This window comes from Nitrosococcus wardiae, from assembly GCF_004421105.1.
Classification (GTDB): Bacteria; Pseudomonadota; Gammaproteobacteria; order Nitrosococcales; family Nitrosococcaceae; genus Nitrosococcus; species Nitrosococcus wardiae.
The window spans coordinates 1,608,707-1,628,012 of the sequence record NZ_CP038033.1 but is presented as its reverse complement, the minus strand read 5'-3'; the positions used below and the strand labels follow the sequence as shown (position 1 = coordinate 1,628,012).

15 protein-coding genes and 3 pseudogenes are annotated in these 19,306 nt (G+C 49.8%); 12 read left to right on the top strand and 6 right to left on the bottom strand.

Annotation, left to right across the window (positions count from 1 at the left end):
• Positions 1-62: 62 nt before the first annotated feature.
• Positions 63-386, bottom strand: coding sequence for a ubiquinone biosynthesis accessory factor UbiK (gene ubiK, locus E3U44_RS07960; RefSeq protein WP_134357648.1), 324 nt, complete (start codon positions 384-386; stop codon positions 63-65).
• 584 nt (positions 387-970) lie between these two features.
• Between ubiK and E3U44_RS07955 the strand changes: the two genes are divergently transcribed.
• On the top strand, positions 971-1,726 hold the full coding sequence (locus E3U44_RS07955) for a carbonic anhydrase (RefSeq protein WP_134357647.1): 756 nt from the start codon (positions 971-973) through the stop codon (positions 1,724-1,726).
• A 1,211-nt stretch (positions 1,727-2,937) separates the two neighbouring features.
• Here E3U44_RS07955 and E3U44_RS07950 read toward each other — a convergent pair.
• Entirely contained in the window at positions 2,938-3,231 is a 294-nt protein-coding gene (locus E3U44_RS07950) for a hypothetical protein (protein ID WP_134357646.1), read from the bottom strand.
• 398 nt (positions 3,232-3,629) lie between these two features.
• On the opposite strand from E3U44_RS07950, the gene E3U44_RS07945 reads away from it, so the two are divergent.
• From E3U44_RS07945 to E3U44_RS07920, 7 genes and pseudogenes are all read left to right on the top strand, one after another.
• A complete protein-coding gene (locus E3U44_RS07945) occupies positions 3,630-4,508 on the top strand; it encodes a DUF6733 family protein (protein ID WP_134357645.1) in 879 nt (292 codons plus the stop codon).
• 401 nt (positions 4,509-4,909) lie between these two features.
• Positions 4,910-5,194 carry a hypothetical protein gene (locus tag E3U44_RS07940; protein WP_134357644.1) on the top strand — a complete coding sequence of 95 codons (285 nt, stop codon included), beginning with the start codon at positions 4,910-4,912 and terminating at the stop codon, positions 5,192-5,194.
• Positions 5,191-6,819, top strand: a complete 1,629-nt coding sequence (locus tag E3U44_RS07935; RefSeq protein ID WP_134357643.1) for an IS1634 family transposase — start codon at positions 5,191-5,193, stop codon at positions 6,817-6,819. The genes E3U44_RS07940 and E3U44_RS07935 overlap by 4 nt, the downstream gene beginning before the upstream one ends.
• Positions 6,816-7,601 (top strand): IS701 family transposase, encoded by a 786-nt coding sequence (locus tag E3U44_RS07930; RefSeq protein WP_134357642.1) that lies wholly within the window; start codon positions 6,816-6,818, stop codon positions 7,599-7,601. Before E3U44_RS07935 ends, E3U44_RS07930 begins: the two co-directional genes overlap by 4 nt.
• Positions 7,602-7,647: 46 nt before the next feature.
• Positions 7,648-8,070 (top strand): annotated as a pseudogene (locus E3U44_RS20620) (ISAs1 family transposase).
• Positions 8,012-8,473, top strand: coding sequence for an ISAs1 family transposase (locus E3U44_RS20615; RefSeq protein WP_420812609.1), 462 nt, complete (start codon positions 8,012-8,014; stop codon positions 8,471-8,473). Before E3U44_RS20620 ends, E3U44_RS20615 begins: the two are co-directional and overlap by 59 nt.
• Positions 8,474-9,140: 667 nt before the next feature.
• Positions 9,141-10,139: a hypothetical protein gene (locus E3U44_RS07920; protein WP_134357641.1), complete on the top strand. Its 999-nt coding sequence runs from the start codon at positions 9,141-9,143 to the stop codon at positions 10,137-10,139.
• Between the two features lie 212 nt (positions 10,140-10,351).
• On the opposite strand, the pseudogene E3U44_RS07915 reads toward E3U44_RS07920, so the two are convergent.
• Positions 10,352-10,795: pseudogene (locus E3U44_RS07915) on the bottom strand (IS1634 family transposase); the annotation flags it as partial.
• A 413-nt stretch (positions 10,796-11,208) separates the two neighbouring features.
• Between E3U44_RS07915 and E3U44_RS07910 the strand changes: the two are divergent.
• Both E3U44_RS07910 and argA read left to right on the top strand, forming a co-directional pair.
• A pseudogene (locus E3U44_RS07910) lies at positions 11,209-12,303 on the top strand (IS481 family transposase).
• Positions 12,304-12,343: 40 nt separating this feature from the next.
• Positions 12,344-13,660, top strand: coding sequence for an amino-acid N-acetyltransferase (argA, locus tag E3U44_RS07905; RefSeq protein ID WP_134357640.1), 1,317 nt, complete (start codon positions 12,344-12,346; stop codon positions 13,658-13,660).
• A 52-nt stretch (positions 13,661-13,712) separates the two neighbouring features.
• Here argA and gatB read toward each other — a convergent pair whose 3' ends face one another.
• Complete coding sequence (gene gatB, locus E3U44_RS07900; RefSeq protein ID WP_134357639.1) at positions 13,713-15,152, bottom strand: Asp-tRNA(Asn)/Glu-tRNA(Gln) amidotransferase subunit GatB; 1,440 nt, start codon at positions 15,150-15,152, stop codon at positions 13,713-13,715.
• 30 nt (positions 15,153-15,182) lie between these two features.
• A complete protein-coding gene (locus E3U44_RS07895; protein ID WP_134357638.1) occupies positions 15,183-16,574 on the bottom strand; it encodes a UDP-glucose dehydrogenase family protein in 1,392 nt (463 codons plus the stop codon).
• A gap of 275 nt (positions 16,575-16,849) precedes the next feature.
• On the opposite strand from E3U44_RS07895, the gene E3U44_RS07890 reads away from it, so the two are divergent.
• A complete protein-coding gene (locus E3U44_RS07890) occupies positions 16,850-17,845 on the top strand; it encodes an XrtA/PEP-CTERM system-associated ATPase (RefSeq protein ID WP_134357637.1) in 996 nt (331 codons plus the stop codon).
• 4 nt (positions 17,846-17,849) lie between these two features.
• Here E3U44_RS07890 and E3U44_RS07885 read toward each other — a convergent pair whose 3' ends face one another.
• Entirely contained in the window at positions 17,850-18,515 is a 666-nt protein-coding gene (locus E3U44_RS07885; RefSeq protein ID WP_134357636.1) for a histidinol-phosphatase, read from the bottom strand.
• 142 nt (positions 18,516-18,657) lie between these two features.
• Here E3U44_RS07885 and E3U44_RS07880 point away from each other — a divergent pair, with 142 nt between their 5' ends.
• Positions 18,658-19,206 carry an RNA pyrophosphohydrolase gene (locus tag E3U44_RS07880; protein ID WP_134357635.1) on the top strand — a complete coding sequence of 183 codons (549 nt, stop codon included), beginning with the start codon at positions 18,658-18,660 and terminating at the stop codon, positions 19,204-19,206.
• Positions 19,207-19,306: the final 100 nt, after the last annotated feature.

Below are 19,306 nucleotides of genomic sequence, written 5' to 3'. Positions count from 1 at the left end.
ATCATGGACCATAACCGCTTGATACTCCTACAGATGAAGAAAATCTAATGATGTCCAGCAAGCTAGGGCTGGGGCCCGGTATCATCGGGCTCTGACGATTTCTCCCCTAACGCTTCCTGCTGTTCTTGTGGTTCTTTCTTTAGACCCGCTTGCGCTTCCAGTAAAGCAACCTGCTCCGCTAAGGCTTCTAGCTTCATCCGCGTGCGCTCCAACACCGCTTGCTGAATATCGAACTCTTCTCGGGTAACCAAGTCAAGCTTAGCGAACGTGCTGGTCAAAACGGCACGAAAATTCTTTTCCAGATCCTTTTGAAAATCCTGGAGACTTGGGGGAACGGCACCTGCTAGCTTGCGGGCCAGCTCATCCAAAAGCTTTGGTTCAATCATTGACTTATCCCTCCGGCCTGGTGCAACACATATGGAAGGTAAGTATACTCCATATCATCTTTCACTTCTGCTCGATTAAAATCAAATCACTACTGCCGTTATCTGCCCCACTAAGGAGCAACGAAAAAGGCCTGAAAACCGACTTGTTTTTGATACAATAAAATCATGTCAAGTCATTGAATAACAAGAAGTAGCTCAGGCCTTGGCGCATCATAATACAGTATTTATTGAGTGACTCAAATGGGTCCCGAGACATGAATTCGAGGCTCTGGCAAATCAACACCACGAGGGCGGAAACTACACACACGGTATTCCATCGGAGCTATACCGAATTATTGCCTGGTATCACCAACTCAATACAAAAGACATCTTCTTTGTCAGGCACCAACATAAGAAATCCTCTCATAACCCCCTCTGGATCGCCCTTTGAGCCTCTTCGTGAAATTTTATGGAGCAGCAGTAATCAATGGTTGATCTTTAGTGGATATGCTCCTAGAATGCTTTTTGTATTCATGTATATTAGATATATATTTAAAACCCCACAATAATTGCTGAAATCTAGATATAGCAATGAGGAGGTAAGAATGAAAAAACAATGGTATGCTGTGTTGGCCGGCGGCCTATTAGCCACTTCTACTGCCTATGCGGCGGGACATACCCCTTTTTGGGACTATGTGGGGAATGCGGGTCCGACGCACTGGGCAGAGCTAAATCCCGAATACGCCCCTTGCCAATCGGGCAAAAACCAATCCCCCATTAATATCACCGGCACCACCGCCGCAGAGACCCAGCTACCCCCGCTACGCTTCCACTACACGAATGAACCCAACGAAATTATCAACGACGGCCATACTATACAAATTACCTTCCCTCCTGGCAATACCATGGTAGTGAGGAATCATACCTTTGAACTAAAACAGGTCCATTTCCACGCACCCAGCGAGCATCACATGGAAGGAAAGGAATTTCCTATGGAGGGACATTTGGTCCATGCCGATGAGCAGGGCAACTTAGCCGTGATCTCCATCTTCTACAAGGGAAAAGACCCCAACCCCGCTCTTGCTAAGCTCTGGGAAATTATGCCTCGGCGAAGGGGCGAGCACCATCGGGTAGAAGCCCATATCTCGGCCGCTGAGCTATTGCCCTCTGATAAGAGCTATTATCTCTACAATGGATCTCTGACCACCCCCCCCTGCACAGAAGGCGTATGGTGGGTAATCCTCGAACAGCCGGTTCATATCTCTCCGCAGCAGGTAAGTGCTTTTCTAGCCGTAATGCACCATCCTAATAACCGGCCAGAACAACCTGTTAATGCTCGAGTACCTCTCCACTCTCAATAAGTCTTAGGTCTAAATGCAATAGGAGTTAAAGCAGGCTAGCAGCTTTGATTTTGTGAACACAGAGCGGCTCCATTTTTATAAGGAGTCGCTCTGATGGCCTTGCCCGCGTTGCAGATTATCGCACATTAAGAAAAACCGACCTCACCTGATCAGGTCCTTGAATTCCTTTGTCTGGAAGCCCAAGCCAATGAATTGTGGAGCTTTGTGGGCACAAGCAAAGGCTCTTGCTAGCGCTCTATCCACGCTCATGCCAAGTATTGGCCTTCTATATCGGCGACCGCTCACGGGGCAGTACCCGTGAGCTATGGCAGCGCCTCCCGGTAAGCCATCGCCAGTAGGCCCCTTTTTCCACTGGAAGGTCTAGCGGGGCATTATTCCCCCGGCGCAGCATCAAATTTGTCCCAAAGGCTCGGGGCAAACTCATGCCATCGAACAGTTTAACTGTATCTCGCGCCAGGCGTCTCGCGCTGGGTTCGTCCCACCCTTTCGTTTTCGAAAAAACTAGCCAATCCTATCGGAGCAAGCAAATTTTTCATTTGTCATTACCACCAAGAAATCATACGACAATCCTGAGCAGCATTACTTTTTGAGTAGTCCTACCAAAAATGCCGTAAGTTGCCTTGCTTTCCGACTCCGTCTGCCACCAGAAATCCGGCGGGGGGCAGATAAATCACAAAACCCTTCTCCTCAAAACATGGAATTATATAAGAAGGAATTCTTTCATTTAATACAATTATTTAAATGAGAACATAGTTCAATTATCAAATTAAAGCAATTGATTCATTTAAAAATACTTGATAGACAGCTTCTGCTATCTTATTATCCCCAATCTGGGGACAAAGTTAGAATCTATAGTGCTCGTTCCATTAGCAGGAATAAAAATTATAAGAATTACGCAGTTGGATTTGTAACTTGTTGATGGTTTAGAAGCCTGCGTAACTCCTAAACTAAAGGGATAAAATCACTACTGTCCCACTAAGGATATTAACGAAAAAAGCCTGAAAACCCACTTGTTTTGATGCAATGAAATCATGGCAAGTCATTGAAGAACAAGAAGGAGTTCAAGCTTTGGCGCATCATATATACCGTATTTTCTCAGTGACTCAAACGGGTCCCGAGACATGAATTCAAGGCTCTGGCAAACCGGCACCATGAGGGCCGGAAGCTATGTAACAATCGGAGCTATACCGATTACGCTTGGTATCATCAACTCAATACCACGGGCATCTTTCTTTATCACACGCCAACGTAAAAAGGCCTGCTATCGCGTGGTTGAACGCCGTAAAGTCGATAAATCCAAGGGTCTGACCAGCGCTCAGACCATCGAACTGACGAGCGCCAAGGGCCGAAACCGCCTCGTCGCTCTGTGCCGCACCGGATTCAAAGACATAGACCGCAGCCTTCAGATTATTCGACTGCTCCCGTGTAATCGGTTTGAGCAGCACGACTTCAAACATTACTACGAAGCGAGGCAATAAAACCGGAAGCTCTACTTCTTCAGGCATCCTTGCAGCTTTCGTGGAAATTTATGAGACAGCAGTAGGATAAAACAAAAGAACTAGAGGGGTCTTCGCTGTTTTAATCTATCGAGAATAAATTTATATTTCAGGGGAGTGCCTCGCAGTCTCGAAAGGCGGTGAGGCATTTTGATAATAAAAATACAGAGGAGATCTAAAATCATTAATTTAAAGATTATCAATTAGAAACACAATACTTCGGACTGTTTTGGGCGAGCTTGTTGCCAACAATCATAGACTTACCGGACAAAATGTGGCTTAAGGGCAGTCTTAACCTGCATTTCACTCGTTCATGAATAATAGCTCATTGAATGTTTTTAAAAACTGTCCGAACTATTAGGAACAAGCGAAATTTAAAATATAAGCTTAAAGAGGCATAAAAAGCCATGAGAAAACTAAAAATATATTTTGCATTTCTCACTATTACCAGCATCTCAACCACAGCTTTCGCTCAAACAGACAGCGAAGAGCTAAGGCGCACCCGGGCGCAATTAGAAGCGCTAGAAGCCAAAGTCGCTGCCCTTGAAGAGCAAAACGAAAGCAAAAGCGGCGGTTTTGAAATGGAGAAGTTCCACGGCGGCGTTACCCTCAAACAAGATACCTTTTTTGGTTTTCAAACCATTCTCGATGCCGGCTATGAAATTGCCCCTAACATCGACTTTTCCTTCTATACCTGGCTCTGGACCAATCCCAATTTTGGCCAAAGCTCAGTAGTTGCAGGACCAGACGGAACCCAAGTCACTGCAGGCGGCACCGGCTTATGGACCGAAGTAGGCGCAGGTCTGAATTTCCGCTTCCTTAATGATGCCCTCAGCATCGCCCCTCAAATTGGTATGCTGAACGGCGCCTTACTCTCCAGTAATGTGGTCGGCGAAAATATCCGGGCGGGGGAAGGCGTGGTGCCCAATATCACCGCCACCTATGACGATGATTTTTTCAGCGGGCAGATTTACTTTGCCTACTATATGGCCACCCGGGGCGATCGGCCGAGGGACTTTATCCATAACTGGGTAAATGCCGGCGTTAAACCGGCCCTGTTTCAGCTTGACAATGTCCCGGTTAATTCCATGGGCGTCCACTGGGAGCATTTGCGGCAGCATAAGAATCGCCTCACTGGTGACACGGGGACAGTCTACAATTGGATCGGCCCTTATATCGAATTTGCATTGCCCATGCACATCGCCTTGCGCTTTGCCGGGGGGTTCGATCTCAAAGATCAGGTGTCCGGCGATTTTTACCAAGCTAGCATCAAATTGGACTTCTAAAGGAAATTAGGGGCACTGAGACTCTGTTGATGAGAAGAGGGTGTAAGTTCAGGGGCTGGGGTAACTCTTTAGTCCCTCGCTGAGATCAACACCTGGACTTATGCCCTCAACACCTTACTCCTTTGCCATTGAAGCAAAGCGAAAGCGGTTTGAGTGACCTCAACTTGACGCAGGATTCCCTCCGCAGAACGTGGGCAAATAATTCCTTGAACGCCACCCGGCGACAATGCCCCTTCCGTTTTGATAGCAAGCATGCTGGCAAAATTTTTGCTATTTTTTTCAAAGAGGCGGCCGGTTTCCCCTTGTCCTGCTTGCCTCTGCGATGACGAGCAACTCTGCTGCAGATAGAGCCATATAGTTAGGAGTTACGCAGTTGAAATGGATTAAGGATAAACTATCGAATGAATCCAGCCAAATGCGACGATTATTCTTACATCGATTTTCTGATAGCCACCCCTCGTACCTACACATACACGGAGGCAGCTCGCGTGCAACCTGAGCAAACCAATCGACCGGCTCATGATGCGTTGACGCGCTTGCTGCATCGCTTGGAGCCCTCGCCCGAGCAACTGTGGAAGGAGGTTAAGCCCCATGTGCAACTGAAGAGGGGGTTATTAGTCATCGATCCGACTTTCCGACCCCTCCCTTTGAGAATTTCAAGTTTCAGTGCCATGCTAAGAGCATGAGCACGACTTATGAAACGAAAACGATAGAGCACTTGGGCTTGGTGGCCGGGGTGTTTGATGAGCTCGGCATTGGCGAGCTGCTCGATCAAGTCATTGCTCAAGATTTTGAGCAACGCCAAGTCACCGTAGGGCAAGCCGTCAAAGCGATGGTTCTCAATGGTCTTGGATTTGCGAACCGCCGGCTCTACCTGACGCCCCACTTTTTTCGAAACAAACCCACAGAGAGGTTGATTGGAGAAGGGGTGAGGGCTGAGCAACTCAATGACGACACGTTGGGCAAAGCCCTGGATGCCCTCCATAACGCTGGGGTGAGTGAAGTGTATAGCTTGATTGCCGCGCGGGCAGTGAAGCGCTTGGGACTGACCCCCAAGGTGGGGCACCAGGACATCACGAGCTTTCATGTGGATGGGGAATCTAATAGCGATAATCCGCCCTTACCCGAGGCTGGGATCGTGCACATCACTCGAGGATATAGCCGCGACAGTAAACCGGATCTCACTCAGGTGGCACTGGAGCTGATTCATGAGCACCAGGGCTGTCTGCCGGTGGCGATGCAAGTGCTTGATGGGAACCAGAACGATACTCAGACGTTGTGCCGTTCGGTGAACACCCCCATCGAGCAGCTGTGCACTGTAGGTATCGGAACGCTGGTTAAGGATAGCGCGGGGTATAGCGCTCCGGCCTTACAAGCCCATGAGCATGCCCGCCTCAAATGGGTCATGCGTGTTCCGGCCACGCTGACGGAAGTCAAAAAACGTTTGGAGGAAGTCGACCCCCAGGCGTTATCTCCCCTCGTTGAGGGTTATCGATATGCCGCGCTGAGCAGTGAGTATGCCGGCGTGCCGCAGCGTTGGTTACTGATCCATTCTGAAGCAGCTGAGCTACGGGCTGGCAAAACGCTGACCCGGCAACTGATGAAGGCCACGGAAGCCGAACGCAAAGCCTTCGAAAGCCTTTGTCGTCGAGATTTTGTTTGTGAGCCGGATGCCAGAAAGGCTCTGGAGGCCTTCCAAAAGGGGCTGAAGGTGCTGAAGGTCCATGAGGCCAGTGTCACGGAACGTGTGCATTACACTCAGCCTGGGCGACCCCCCAAAGACAGCCCTTCCCAAAGAACCCGTTACCGCCTCCAAGGGAGTCTGGCGGCGCCTGTCGCCTATTACCAAGAACGTCTTACCCGGGCTTCTTTATTCATCCTTGCGACCAATGAGCTCGATAATAAAACCCTCAGTGACCAGGAGATACTCACAACTTACAAGGCGCAGGCGATCGCAGAAAACGGCTTTAAGTTCCTCAAGGATCCCATGTTCCTCGCCTCCACCCTCTTTCTCAAAAAGGTCGAGCGCCTCATGGCGCTTTTGATGGTCATGACGGTTTGCCTCCTGGTTTACTCGGCCCTGGAACGCCGTATCCGTACCACCCTCGCCGCTCATCAGGCCAGCGTGCCCGATCAAAAGGGCAAACCGACCCAGAAGCCGACTACCCGCTGGGTATTTGAACTCTTTTTAGATGTGCATCTACTCTTGATCACCCAAGAGACCACCCAACTCTTGACCATCAATCTCAAAGAAGAACTCAGAACACTGCTGTCCTTGCTCGGCTCGCCTTATCAGGAGGCTTATCCGTGAAAAATCTCAAAGGGGGGTCGGAAAGTCGGTTCGATGACTCTAGGTTGGATAAACCCTACGCTAAAAAAATGGGATTGGTGAGCCGACACTGGTCGGGCAAACACCCTGCCGTGGTGAAGGGCATCAACCTGATAAGTCTGCTGTGGACCGAAGGGGATAGTCATCTACCCTGCGATTATCGGCTCTATGACAAGGTTCACGATGCCCTGACCAAAAACGATCACTTCCTGGCGCTGCTCCAGAGTGCGCGGGAGCGCGGTTTTGAGCCTGAGGGCGTTGTGTTTATAGCGGGTATGCCCAGCCTGGCCAATCTGAAGGCGATTCGCGGCTACGGCTGGATTTGGCTGACCCAGCTGAAAGCCAATCGCTTGGTCAGTCAAAATTATCAAGGCAAAGTCCCCGTCAGTCGTTTGGCTCTGGATGAAGCCGGAAGCATTGTCCATCTCAAGGGCTATGGGTTAATTAAAGTGTTTCGGGGGGTTACCCCAGACGGTGACACGCCACACTGGGCAACCCATGCCCTGCAGATGACAGGCCTGCTACGGCTGTCGCTGGCTGAGCGCGTCTGGACAATTGAGGAATATCACCGCGGGATCAAGCAATTTTCGGGATTGAGCGTTGCCAAGCTCGGGCCGCCAAAGCCCAACGCAATCCTATTGGGTTGGGCTTGCGCGCGTTTTTGCGCTTGGAGCGCTATAATTATAGCAAATTTATCGGCATTTGCATCGGTTATGAGAATGACGACTTGGCTAAAAGCAGAGCAATCGCGCTATGTGGTTTAAGCGTTAAACTATTTTCTCCCTGTTTGATCGTTAGAAGGTGACCGCAATGCTTCCCAACCCGCAGCCCTATTTTGAGAGTTTGCCTGACCCGCGTCGAGAAACGAAAAACAAGCTGCACAAGCTCCAGGACATTGTCATGATCACGCTCTGTGCGCAGCTCAGCGGGGTCGAGGACTGGGTAGGGGTGGAGCTTTTTGCCTAAGAACGGGAAACGTGGTTGAGGGGTTTTCTGGAGTTGCCCAACGGCATTCCCTCGCACGATACGCTCAGCGAGGTGATGGGTCGAGTTAACCCGGGGGCGTTTCGTGAGGCGTTCATGAGGTGGGTGGAGGTGGCGCTGCCGAGTCTTGGCGGTGAGCACATTGCGGTAGATGGAAAGACGATGCGGGGCGAAGGGCCCGGTGCATCTGATGAGTGCTTTTGCCAGTCAGGCGCGGTGGGTATTGGCGCAGCTGCCGGTGGCGGATAAGGCCAATGAAATCACGGCGATTCCGCAGCTGCTCGCGCTGCTGGATCTGAGCGGGGCGAAAATAACGATTGATGCGGCGGGCTGGCAGAAGAAGATCGCCGGACAGATTATCGAGGGTGGGGCGGACTATGTGCTGGCGCTCAAAGAAAATCACCCCCAGCTTTATGAGGACGTGAGCCTGTGGTTGAGCAGCGAATTTGACGCTGGGCATTTGCAGACCCTAGAGACGGTGGAAAAAGACCACGGTCGCATCGAGACGCGCCGTTATGCGTTGAGCGATCAGCTCGATTGGTTGGAGGGGCGTCAGGAGTGGGCGGGCTTAAGCGCATTGGGGTTGGTTGAGAGCCGACGTGAAAGGGGGGGGATAAGGTCAGCTATTTTCTGTGTTCAGGCACTGACCTAGAGCGCTTTGCTCACAGCGTACGCGCCCATTGGTGCATTGAAAATCAACAGCATTAGCTCCTGGATGTACACTTTGGTGAGGACGCTAACCGCACCCGCATCGACCCTGCCCCGGAGAACCTGGCGTTGATCCGACGCATGGCACTGAACTTGGTGCGCCAAAATGGCAAACTCCGCGAAAGTACCCGCTGCCGGCGACTGAGAGCGGGGTTGAACGTATTGGTAGCGTTATTACCTGCGAATTTTCCAATTATCATTGCCGTTGACAAAACGCTGGAAAGGCGCAAAGGGAAAATGATAAAGGCTAAGAGGTGTTATAGGGATGCTGTTCGAGCAACCGAGAAAAGAGTGGTTAAATTCTTTTACCAAATTAAGTAAGCATGTCTCCTTAGGTATTATTTGCGCCAAAATATATACAAATATCTGATTTCAATTACTTAGTTAAATAAAAATTATTTTTTATTAATTTGTCTCTTTTTAGAAACATTTTTGTTTGGTTTATTTTAATTGGTACTCCTCAATAAATAAAAATGTGAGATACCAAGGATAAGGTAATGGTTAGTTTTTTTTAGGTTAATAGGAGGCTTAAAAAAATTGTCGTTAGATAGCGACAAATGATTGATTAAGGGCTATATAAATGTATTTCTTCATCCGTGGGAGCAGCGTTTATGAATGAGTCGAAGATCCCCATGCCAGCGCCAAAAACACTGTGGTTTATTGCTGCAATTCTCTTTGCTTTGGCTATTGGACTGACGCCGGATATGCTTATCGATCTTGGACCGATGCGAAGAAGTTTGACTTCATCGAATCCAATGACGCGAAACACGGCTGAGACCACGATCCTTATAACACGGCTGCTCTGCGCTCTGGGGGGGGGGGTCCTCATTGGAGTTATTGCTCGGTGGCGACGTATCCGAGAGAATCGGCTTTTTCAAGCTATTCGACACCATGAGCTACCGCATGGCCTTGCTGCCCGTTTACAGCAGCTTAGTAATTCCTCCCTTTATATGTCCTGCACAGCGGTCCTGACCGGTCTCCTGTATGTGGCGGTTGGTGAAAATCTCCTCTCATCTGACTTAATATACCTTATTAATGGTGAGGATGGTATTATCGAGTATGGAACTGCTCTTCTGTTCCTTGCCGCTGCTATTGTGGCTATCCGGACGGCAGTCTTAAAGCGCAGTAACGCCATTCGTCATGCAGGGGCGAGGCGTATGATCATGCGACGTTCCGCGGTCTGGCATGCCCTCTTAGGGCTGTTTTTCTTGCTCTGTGTGGGGGAAGAGGTGAGCTGGGGACAACGCCTCTTGGGCTTCGAAACCGTAGATCTCCTGGAGGATCTTAACGTTCAGGATGAAAATAATCTGCACAATCTGTTGGGCTATTTTGCGGACCACCTCTTCATTGCGGGAGTGTTTGTATACGGGGCCCTCTTCCCTTTACTTGGTCACTATTTTCCTTTCTTGTGGAAGGCGATGGACTGGTTGGGTCTCCCTGTGGCTAGCCTCGGCTTAGCTGTCGGTTTCATGATAGTCTTGATGCTGCACGACTGGACGGTCTATCAAATCTTGCCTCAATCGAGCTTGCGTATCGCGGAGCTGCGGGAGTTGCTGACATCGCTGTGCTTCTTGTTGCTTGTAGTCGAGACTTCGCGTAGAAATGGTTAACTAAAAAAATAAAATGACAGTTTCGAGGAATCCGTCTTCTTTATTGTTGCCAGGTTGGGATGGGGTGCAATCCCCATCCCTATTAATGCCTGGTTTTTAAGCAAAGGCTTTTGGCTAATCGATAGCCCAAAGACTACATAGCCGACGGTTTCATCGCAATGCCAAGTTTCTTCATTCCATGATCCGACTTTCCGCACCCCTCTGGCCGTTTTTTAGGAATAAATCGCTTCATAGGCTGTTCCTAATAGTGCCAAGAGGCGTTGATGATGCTCATCGAGATTGAGTACGAGTTCCTGGAGCTCATTTACCATCAACACGTGAATGCCGACAAAGCACTGAAACACCCAGCGTGCGGTGGGGTTAGAGATAGGATTGCCCTTTTGGTCCGGGAAACTCTGGCGGTGGGCGGAAAGGACCTGGCGCATCCGGTATTCCAGCGCGGAATAGACCAAAAGGCACAAGGTCATGACCATGAGAAGTGCCATAATGCGCTGAGGTGACTTGAGAAACAGGGAAGAAGCCAGGAACAGCGGATCTTTGAGACACCGAAAGCCCTTCTCCACTTGGCTTTGCTGCTTGTAAGCTGCCAAAAGCTCCGCAGGAGGCAACTTCTCAGTGTCGAGTTCGTTGGTCGCTACAATAAAGCCGATATTCCGCACCCCTATGGTGGATTTTATAAGAATAAAGGGTTTCATAAGAGGGTCCTAAGAGCGCCAAGAGGTGTCGGTGGTGGTCGTGGAGATTGAGGACGTAGGTCTGGCTCTGGTGCATAATTAATACTAATTTGCATTATAAGGAGTAATTTTCATATAGGGGAAGTCAATGAGGGAACGGAGGCGGTGGGGTTCATCCACGAGTTGATTGAGGCTGGTGCAGAGTGTGTTTTCTAGATCCTCGAGCGAGGCCAAGGAAGTGTTAGATAATACTTTCTCCCGTAGCTCTTCCCTAAAGATGTTCGACGGGGGGGATTGTAAAACACACGATTTGATCTGACATTTTGCTGAAAAAAGTCTATTCTGGGGGCATGCCCCCAGAATAGACTTAAAACGAAAAAGAGGAGTGTCAGAAGATGAGCACCTATCAAGAAAAGCTCATCAAACCGAAATTGGACGTGTTGGAGCTAGCCAAGCAACTGGGGAATGTCTCGCAGGCCTGCAAGGTGATGGGCTGACAGCTTTTACCGGTTTAAAGAACGGTATGAGACCGGCGGGGAACAGGCGTTGGTGGAGATCAGCCGCCAGAAGCCGATGATCAAAAACCGTGTGCCGGAGCCTATAGAGCAGGCGGTGGTGGATTTAGCCATCGAAAACCCGGCGCTAGGCCAGCGGCGGGCCTCGGCCCAATTGCAGCAGCGGGGAATTATCGTCTCTTCCTCAGGGGTGCGCTCCATCGGGTTGCGCCATGATCTGGAGACCCTGAAAAAGCGTCTCAAGGCGCTGGAGGTCCGCTCGGCCCAGGAGGGGCTGGTGCTGACTGAAGCGCAACTGGCCGCGCTGGAGAAGGCCAAAGACCAACGCGAGACCAAAGGGGAGATCGAATCGGAGCATCCCGGTTATCTGGGCTCACAGGACACCTACTCTGTGGGGACGATGAAAGGCGTGGGGCGCATCTACCATCGTGGAGACCTATTCCCGCGTGGCCCTGTGCAAGCTCTACACAGAAAAAAGCGCCCTCACCGCAGCCGATATGCTCAACGACCAGGTCCTGCCCTTCTTTGCCGAACAGGATATTCCTCTGTTGCGGGTGCTCACCGACCGGCGCGCCGAGTACTGCGGACGTGTCGAAAGCCATGCTTATCAACTCTATCTAGCCGTAGAAAACATCGACCACAGCAAAACCAAGGCGCGGCCCGCAGACCCATGGGATTTGCGAGCGCTTCCACAGAACCATCAAGCATGAATTCTACGACATCGCCTTTCGCAAAAAGCTTTACCGCTCACTGGAGGAGCTACAAACGGATCTGGAGCACTGGCTCATGAACTATAATGAACAAAGACCGCACTCGGGCCGGTATTGCTATGGTAAAACACCCATGCAAACCTTCAGGGAAACCGTGCATGTGGCCAAAAAAAAGTGTCTCTCTTATCATCATAGGGGAGAAAAGGGAGAGGAAAACACCTCCCTCGCACCAGAATTATCGGACAACAAAATTTTCGTCGTCTGATAGTGTGTCTGTCAGATTAAGTCTAGAGTTTTACAACCACTTGAATACAGACTACCCCTTACCTGAAGTCCATTGGTTCAGGAATGCCGCCCCCTATATTCACGCCCATCGTGGCCGAACATTTGTCATCGCTTTCACGGGAGAAACTATACAAGGGCCTACTTTTCCTCACCTTATTCATGACATCGCGCTGTTAGGCAGTCTTGGAATCCAGCTGGTATTAGTGCATGGTGCCCGTCCCCAGATTGAAACTACCCTTGCGCAGAGGGGGCTAAACCTACGTTATGTCAATGGCCTCCGAGTCACCGATGATGCCGCCCTATTCTGCGTTAAAGAAGCCGTAGGTGCAGTCCGGGTTGAGATTGAAGCCTTGCTTTCCATGGGCTTGCCCAATTCCCCTATGGCAGGGGCCCAAGTTCGAGTTGCCGCTGGTAACTTCATTACGGCCCGGCCCCTGGGCGTGAGGGCAGGAATCGATTATTGCCATACCGGCGAGGTCCGCAAGGTGGATATCGAAGCAATACGACAGCGCCTTAACAGCGGCGCTATTGTCCTGCTCTCTCCCCTGGGTTACTCTCTTACCGGCGAGGTCTTCAATCTCAGTGCAGAAGAAGTGGCCACTGTTTCGGCTATCGCCCTTGGGGCGGATAAACTCATCTTTATTGGCACGGGCCTACCCGCAGCAACGCCTTCTCCCCTGCCCCGGGAACTGACTCCCCAAGAGGCGGAACAGCTACTAGGGTCAACATCCAAGTTGCCCGATGAGCTCATCTGCCACCTTCAAAGCGCTATTCATGCCTGCCGCTCTAGAGTCCCTCGGGTCCATATTATCGACCAACATCTGGATGGTGCCCTATTAATGGAGCTATTTAGCCGCGATGGTATCGGCACATTGGTAACAGCCCTTGCCTTCGAGGACATCCGGGGGGCAACCATTGAGGATGTTGGCGGCATTCTGGAGCTGATTGCTCCTTTAGAAGAAAGAGGCTTCCTGGTGCGGCGGTCACGGGAGCGGTTAGAAATGGAAATCCACCACTTTACAGTCATGGAACGGGATGGGGCTATCATTGGCTGCGCGGCATTATATCCTTTTCCAGAAGAAAAAATTGGTGAACTCGCTTGCCTTGTGGTTCATCCCGATTATCGCCAATCTGGACGGGCTACGGCCCTTCTTTCAGACATAGAAAAGGTAGCCAAACAACAGGGGCTTAGCCGCCTGTGCGTCCTGACCACTCAAACCGCTCACTGGTTTCGGGAACGGGGATTTGAGCCCTCCCCCCTCGAAGCTTTGCCGGAAAACAAACGAGCGCTCTACAATTACCAGCGTAATAGCAAAGTTTTTATAAAACGCCTCTAACTTAAGCATCCGGGAAAATCTTTTGTTGTTGCAAAAAGGCCTGCTAGGTGCGTCACTCACCACTCAGCTTCTTTTTCAATAGGTCATTGACCTGCTCAGGATTGGCCTTACCCTTAGAAACCTTCATCACTTGGCCGACAAAGAAACCAAAGAGTTTGTCCTTACCCGCTTGGTACTGTGCCAACTGCTGGGGATGAGCTGCTAATACTTCGTCAATGAGCTTTTCAATGCTTGCAGTATCCGTTACCTGCTTTAAGCCTTGACGCTCGATTATCTCATCGGCACTGCCTCCTTGGGTATATATTGTTTCAAACACGGTCTTGGCAATCTTGCCGGAGATGGTTTTATCAGCCATCCGTTTAATCAATTGGCCAAGCTGCTCTGGAGTAACAGGACTACTTTCAATGCTTTTCCCTTCCTTGTTAAGAGCCCCTGCCAAATCGCCCATGACCCAGTTAGCACACAGCTTTGCTTCTCCACCAGCAGTTTTGACCACCGCCTCATAGTAATCAGCTAACTCCCGGCTAGTGGTCAGCACACTGGCGTCATAGGCGGAAAGGTTATACTCTGCCATGAACCGCTTACGCTTGGCATCCGGAAGCTCCGGCAAAGTGGCTTGAACCTCTTCGATAAAGCTATCCTCTAGCACCAACGGCAGTAAGTCCGGATCTGGGAAGTAGCGATAATCGGTCGCTTCCTCTTTGGTGCGCATGGGGCGGGTTTCATTTTTGTTTGGATCAAAAAGGCGGGTTTCCTGGATGACATGGCCGCCTGACTCCAGCACTTCGATTTGCCGTTCGATTTCATATTGGAGTGCCCGTTCTACAAAGCGGAAGGAATTTATATTCTTAAGTTCCGTGCGGGTACCGAAGGTTTCCTGCCCCTGGGGGCGGACGGAGATATTAGCATCGCAACGGAAAGATCCTTCCTGCATGTTGCCATCGCAAATGCCGAGATAGCGCACCAAAGTATGGATCTTTTTCATGTACGCTACGGCTTCCTTGGTCGAGCGTAAGTCCGGCCCAGAGACAATTTCTAGCAAAGGGGTACCGGCCCGGTTGAGGTCAATACCACTCATGCCATGGAAGTCCTCATGTAAAGATTTCCCCGCATCTTCTTCCAAGTGGGCTCGAATAATAGTGATATGTTTTTCAACCCCCTCTTCTAGCTCAATGATTGTGTGGCCATTGGCGACAATCGGGAGTTCATACTGGCTAATCTGATAGCCTTTGGGTAGATCGGGATAAAAATAGTTTTTGCGGGCAAAGATGGAGCGCTCAGCAATTTTGGCTTGGATAGCTAGCCCAAATTTGACCGCCATGCGTACGGCTACTTCATTGAGTACTGGCAATACTCCAGGTAGCCCCAGGTCAATGGCGCAAGCCTGGGTGTTAGGTGGCGCCCCGTAGGCAGTCGGCGCCCCTGAAAAGATCTTAGATTTTGTTGCTAGTTGGGCATGAATTTCCAACCCAATTACTGGTTCCCACTGCATGTGTAAGCCCCGATTAATGTGAGATCAAAATCATATGTTAGAGACATCCGATAAGGTGGGGTGGGCTGCTGAGATCTCAGCGCGGGATTTAGCCGTCACCACCGGTCGACCAATTGAATAATGGATAATACCCTGGCTAGCCATGAGAACAGGATCATAAAGGTTGCGGCCATCGAATACGACTGGCGCTTTGAGCGAGGTTTTAACCATTTCAAAATCCAAGCTGCGAAATACGTTCCATTCTGTGACCACGGCTAGCGCATCAGCGCCTTGTAAGGCTGCTTCGGGTGTCTCACAGAGTATCAATTCCTGCCGGTTGCCATAAATACGCCGCGTTTCCTCCTTAGCCACTGGGTCATAGGCCTGGATTCGAGCTCCGGCCTGCCAGAGTGCTTCCATCAAGGTACGGCTAGGCGCCTCGCGCATATCGTCGGTATTGGGCTTGAAGGCCAATCCCCAGAGGGCGATAGTGCGCCCCGATAGCTGTCCCTCAAAATGATGCTGGATTTTGTGGAAAAGGCTTTGTTTCTGTCGGTTATTTACCGTTTCTACCGCATTAAGTAGCTCAGCATTATAATCTACTTCCCGGGCAATTCGCTCTAAGGCTTTAACATCCTTAGGAAAACAGGATCCCCCGTAACCGCACCCGGGATAGATAAAATGATAGCCAATTCGTGGATCGGCACCTATCCCCAAGCGTACTTGTTCGATATCAGCCCCAAGCTTTTCAGCTAGATTGGCCATTTCGTTCATAAAACTGATTTTAGTCGCTAGCATAGCATTAGCTGCATACTTGGTGAGTTCTGCTGAGCGGATATCCATCGCCACTAGGCGGTCATGATTTCGGTTGAAAGGCGCATATAACACCCGCAGCAGTTCAGTGGTACGAGGGTTATCCGTACCAATGATAACCCGATCAGGTTTCATAAAATCTTCAACAGCCGCCCCCTCTTTGAGAAATTCGGGGTTAGAGACAACGTCGAATTCCAGATCTACCCCTCGTTTTTGCAACGTTTTGCAGAGGGCCTCTCTAACCTTATCGGCGGTTCCCACAGGCACGGTAGACTTATTGACTACAATACGATAGTCCTTCATATGCTCTCCAATACTGCGCGCTACCGCCAATACATACTGGAGATCTGCAGAACCATCTTCATCAGGGGGGGTGCCTACCGCGATAAACTGAAATAGGCCATGGGCTACCCCTTGGGTGACATCGGTGGTGAAGTTAAGCCGTTTACCCTCTATATTCTTTTGCACTAAAGCGTTAAGTCCCGGTTCATAGATAGGCACTTTCCCTTGCTTGAGCATGGCAATCTTTTGCTCGTCGATATCGACGCAAAGTACTTCATTGCCGACCTCTGCCAGACAAGTGCCGGTCACAAGGCCCACATAGCCCGAACCAAAGATGGTGATTTTCATTGGTTTTTTCTCCCTGCAATTTTCCCTATAAACGGATCGGCCTATTCCCAATAAAGCATATATCGGAAATGAATAAACTCCTACCTTGCACTATGCCTAGGCGATGATACTGATGTTGTTTTTATAAAAATATTGGCTGGTGTTTTTCAATAAAGATTAATTTATTTGCTATTGTATTTAGAAGTATTCGTGCCGATATAGAAAGTAAAATTTAATCAGTCATCAAGTCGAGGCCGGCCCAGAGAGAGCAAATTTAACATTTAAAGATAACCGCAATGTATCAAAAATTTTACAAATTGACAGGAAAACCGTTTCAACTTAGTGCTGATCCTTGCTTTTTTTATGGCAGTACGGTTCACAAGCGGGCCTTATCTTATTTACGTTATGGTCTCATGCAAGGAGAAGGTTTTATTGTCATTACAGGTCCTATTGGCGCCGGTAAAACAATGCTGGCCCGAACCTTGGTCTCTGAACTTGCCGAGAATAGCACCATAGCCGCCCAAGTCGTCACTACGCAGTTAGAGGCCAATGACATGCTGCGTCTTATAGCCGCTTCCTATGGACTTACCCATGAAGGCGTGGCTAAAGCGACCTTACTAAAAGCCATTGAATCCTTTCTAATAACGCGGGCGCGGGAGGGTAAACGAGTCCTGTTGCTGGTGGATGAAGCCCAGAACCTACCCCCTGACTCTATTGAAGAGCTGCGTATGCTTTCTAATTTCCAAGTGGGAGAGAGAGCATTGCTGCAGTGTTTCCTGCTAGGGCAAGAGGAGTTTCGACAGACCTTAGCCCTGGGAGATATGGAACAACTGCGGCAGCGGATTATTGCGGCTTATCATCTCACTCCGCTAGACAAGGATGAAACACAGGGCTACATTGAACATCGCCTCAATCTGGTTGGATGGGATGCTGATCCGCTGATCACGGACGAGGCTTATGATGCGATCCATGACCATACCGGAGGCCTACCTCGGCGGATCAATTCTCTTTGCGACCGCCTATTATTATACTCTTATGTTGAGGAAAGGCATACCATTGATGAGCAGGAAGTCAATGTAGTTACTAAAGAAATGGACGTGGAAGGTATGCGCTCTAAGGCGGGAGAAAAAGTAGCAATGGAAAAAAGCCATGACTTCGAAGAGCGCCTTACCCGGTTAGAGGAAACGGTCGCCGCATTGGGGAAAGCAGTAGGCAGTCTCTCTGATGAAGAAGTTCAGCCTGATTTGCCCCCTTCGAGGCTGCGACAAATCTCCCCAGGTAAGGAAAATTAAATTTTTAGCTGGTTTTTTCTCGAAGACTGATCACGGTCCAGCCGTTGGTGCGGGCATGGGCATTTAGCGTCTCATCAGGATCCACAGCTACCGGATGAGTGACCTGCTCTAGGAGTGGTATATCATTATGGGAATCGCTATAAAACCAGCTTGTTTCTAGGGTTAAGGCCTGCTCTTTGAGCCATGCTTTTAATCGAGTCACCTTGCCATCCCGGTAGGAGGGAATACCGCTAACTTGTCCGGTGTAACGGCCGCCCCGGATTTCAGGTTCAGTCGCAATGAGGCCATCAACTCCGAGTATTTCGGCGATAGGCCCAGTAATGAAACGGTTGGTCGCCGTGATGATGAGCAATTTGTGGCCCCGGGATCGGTGCGAAGCAAGCAGTTCCTGAGCCTGAAGTAAGATAATGGGGCGGATTTTTTCTTCCAGATATTGTGAACGCCAGATCTCTAGTTGGCGAAGGGAATGTTGCTTAAGGGGCGCTAGTTGAAATGCTAAGAATTGATAAATATTTAGCGTACCCTCTTGGTATTGCCGATAAAAAGCTTCATTAGCCCGTTCATAGGCTTCGCTATTGACAATCCCCTGCTCCACCAGGAATTGCCCCCATAAGTAGTCAGAGTCCCCAGCGAGTAGCGTATTATCCAAATCAAATATAGCTAGCCCCATATTTTGAGTATTTCTCTACCCCTTAAAACTTTTAAGCATACCATAGAAGAAAGTGAGGGAATTAAAGTTTGCGCTAAGGGGTTAATTTTAGGTATCTTTGTAGGGTTATTTTAAACGATTACTAATAGAGCGTGAACAGGCCGTGATTGATAAAGACGGCTTTAGGGCGAATGTGGGGCTTATCCTTTGCAATGAGGATGGCAGGGTATTATGGGCGCGGCGAGCCAGGGAGGAGGCCTGGCAGTTTCCCCAGGGCGGGATCAAGGGGAATGAGACAGCTGAGGAGGCTGTCTACCGGGAACTAGCAGAGGAAGTGGGGCTAGGCCCGGAGCATGTCAGCATTGTAGGCTGCACCCGAGGTTGGTTGCGGTATCGTTTGCCTAGTCGTTATATCCGCTATGGCAGTAAGCCCCTGTGTATCGGCCAAAAGCAGATCTGGTATTTACTTCGTTTTGTGGGTGAAGAGCAAGATGTCCGGCTTGATGTGACGGATAGGCCGGAATTTGATTATTGGCGTTGGGTCAACTACTGGTACCCGCTGCGAGAAATTGTGTATTTCAAGCGCAAGGTGTATCAGCGGGCGTTGAATGAGTTGGCGCCTTTGATATTTCCGGGCTATCGACCGCCCTCTGCGGCCCGTTCGAGCTACGGGAAGCGGCGCCGTTCTCAGAGGACAAGGCCTTGTTATTAGGAGAGACGTGCTCTGAAACGCAGCTCTAGCATCTGTTGGGGATCATGGACACTGTTATTCTAAGGGGTACATGGAGCGGCGAATCCAAGAGCGTGACTAC

Bases quoted from the DNA above. Each gene is read 5' to 3' on its own strand.
- E3U44_RS07935 (WP_134357643.1), top strand. From the start codon at position 5,191: ATGAGCACGACTTATGAAACGAAAACGATAGAGCACTTGGGCTTGGTG.
- E3U44_RS07950 (WP_134357646.1), bottom strand. From the start codon at position 3,231: ATGCCTGAAGAAGTAGAGCTTCCGGTTTTATTGCCTCGCTTCGTAGTA.
- E3U44_RS07945 (WP_134357645.1), top strand. From the start codon at position 3,630: ATGAGAAAACTAAAAATATATTTTGCATTTCTCACTATTACCAGCATC.
- E3U44_RS07890 (WP_134357637.1), top strand. From the start codon at position 16,850: ATGTATCAAAAATTTTACAAATTGACAGGAAAACCGTTTCAACTTAGT.
- E3U44_RS07885 (WP_134357636.1), bottom strand. From the start codon at position 18,515: ATGGGGCTAGCTATATTTGATTTGGATAATACGCTACTCGCTGGGGAC.
- E3U44_RS07955 (WP_134357647.1), top strand. From the start codon at position 971: ATGAAAAAACAATGGTATGCTGTGTTGGCCGGCGGCCTATTAGCCACT.
- E3U44_RS20615 (WP_420812609.1), top strand. From the start codon at position 8,012: ATGAGTGCTTTTGCCAGTCAGGCGCGGTGGGTATTGGCGCAGCTGCCG.
- E3U44_RS07920 (WP_134357641.1), top strand. From the start codon at position 9,141: ATGAATGAGTCGAAGATCCCCATGCCAGCGCCAAAAACACTGTGGTTT.
- ubiK (WP_134357648.1), bottom strand. From the start codon at position 386: ATGATTGAACCAAAGCTTTTGGATGAGCTGGCCCGCAAGCTAGCAGGT.
- E3U44_RS07895 (WP_134357638.1), bottom strand. From the start codon at position 16,574: ATGAAAATCACCATCTTTGGTTCGGGCTATGTGGGCCTTGTGACCGGC.
- gatB (WP_134357639.1), bottom strand. From the start codon at position 15,152: ATGCAGTGGGAACCAGTAATTGGGTTGGAAATTCATGCCCAACTAGCA.
- E3U44_RS07940 (WP_134357644.1), top strand. From the start codon at position 4,910: ATGAATCCAGCCAAATGCGACGATTATTCTTACATCGATTTTCTGATA.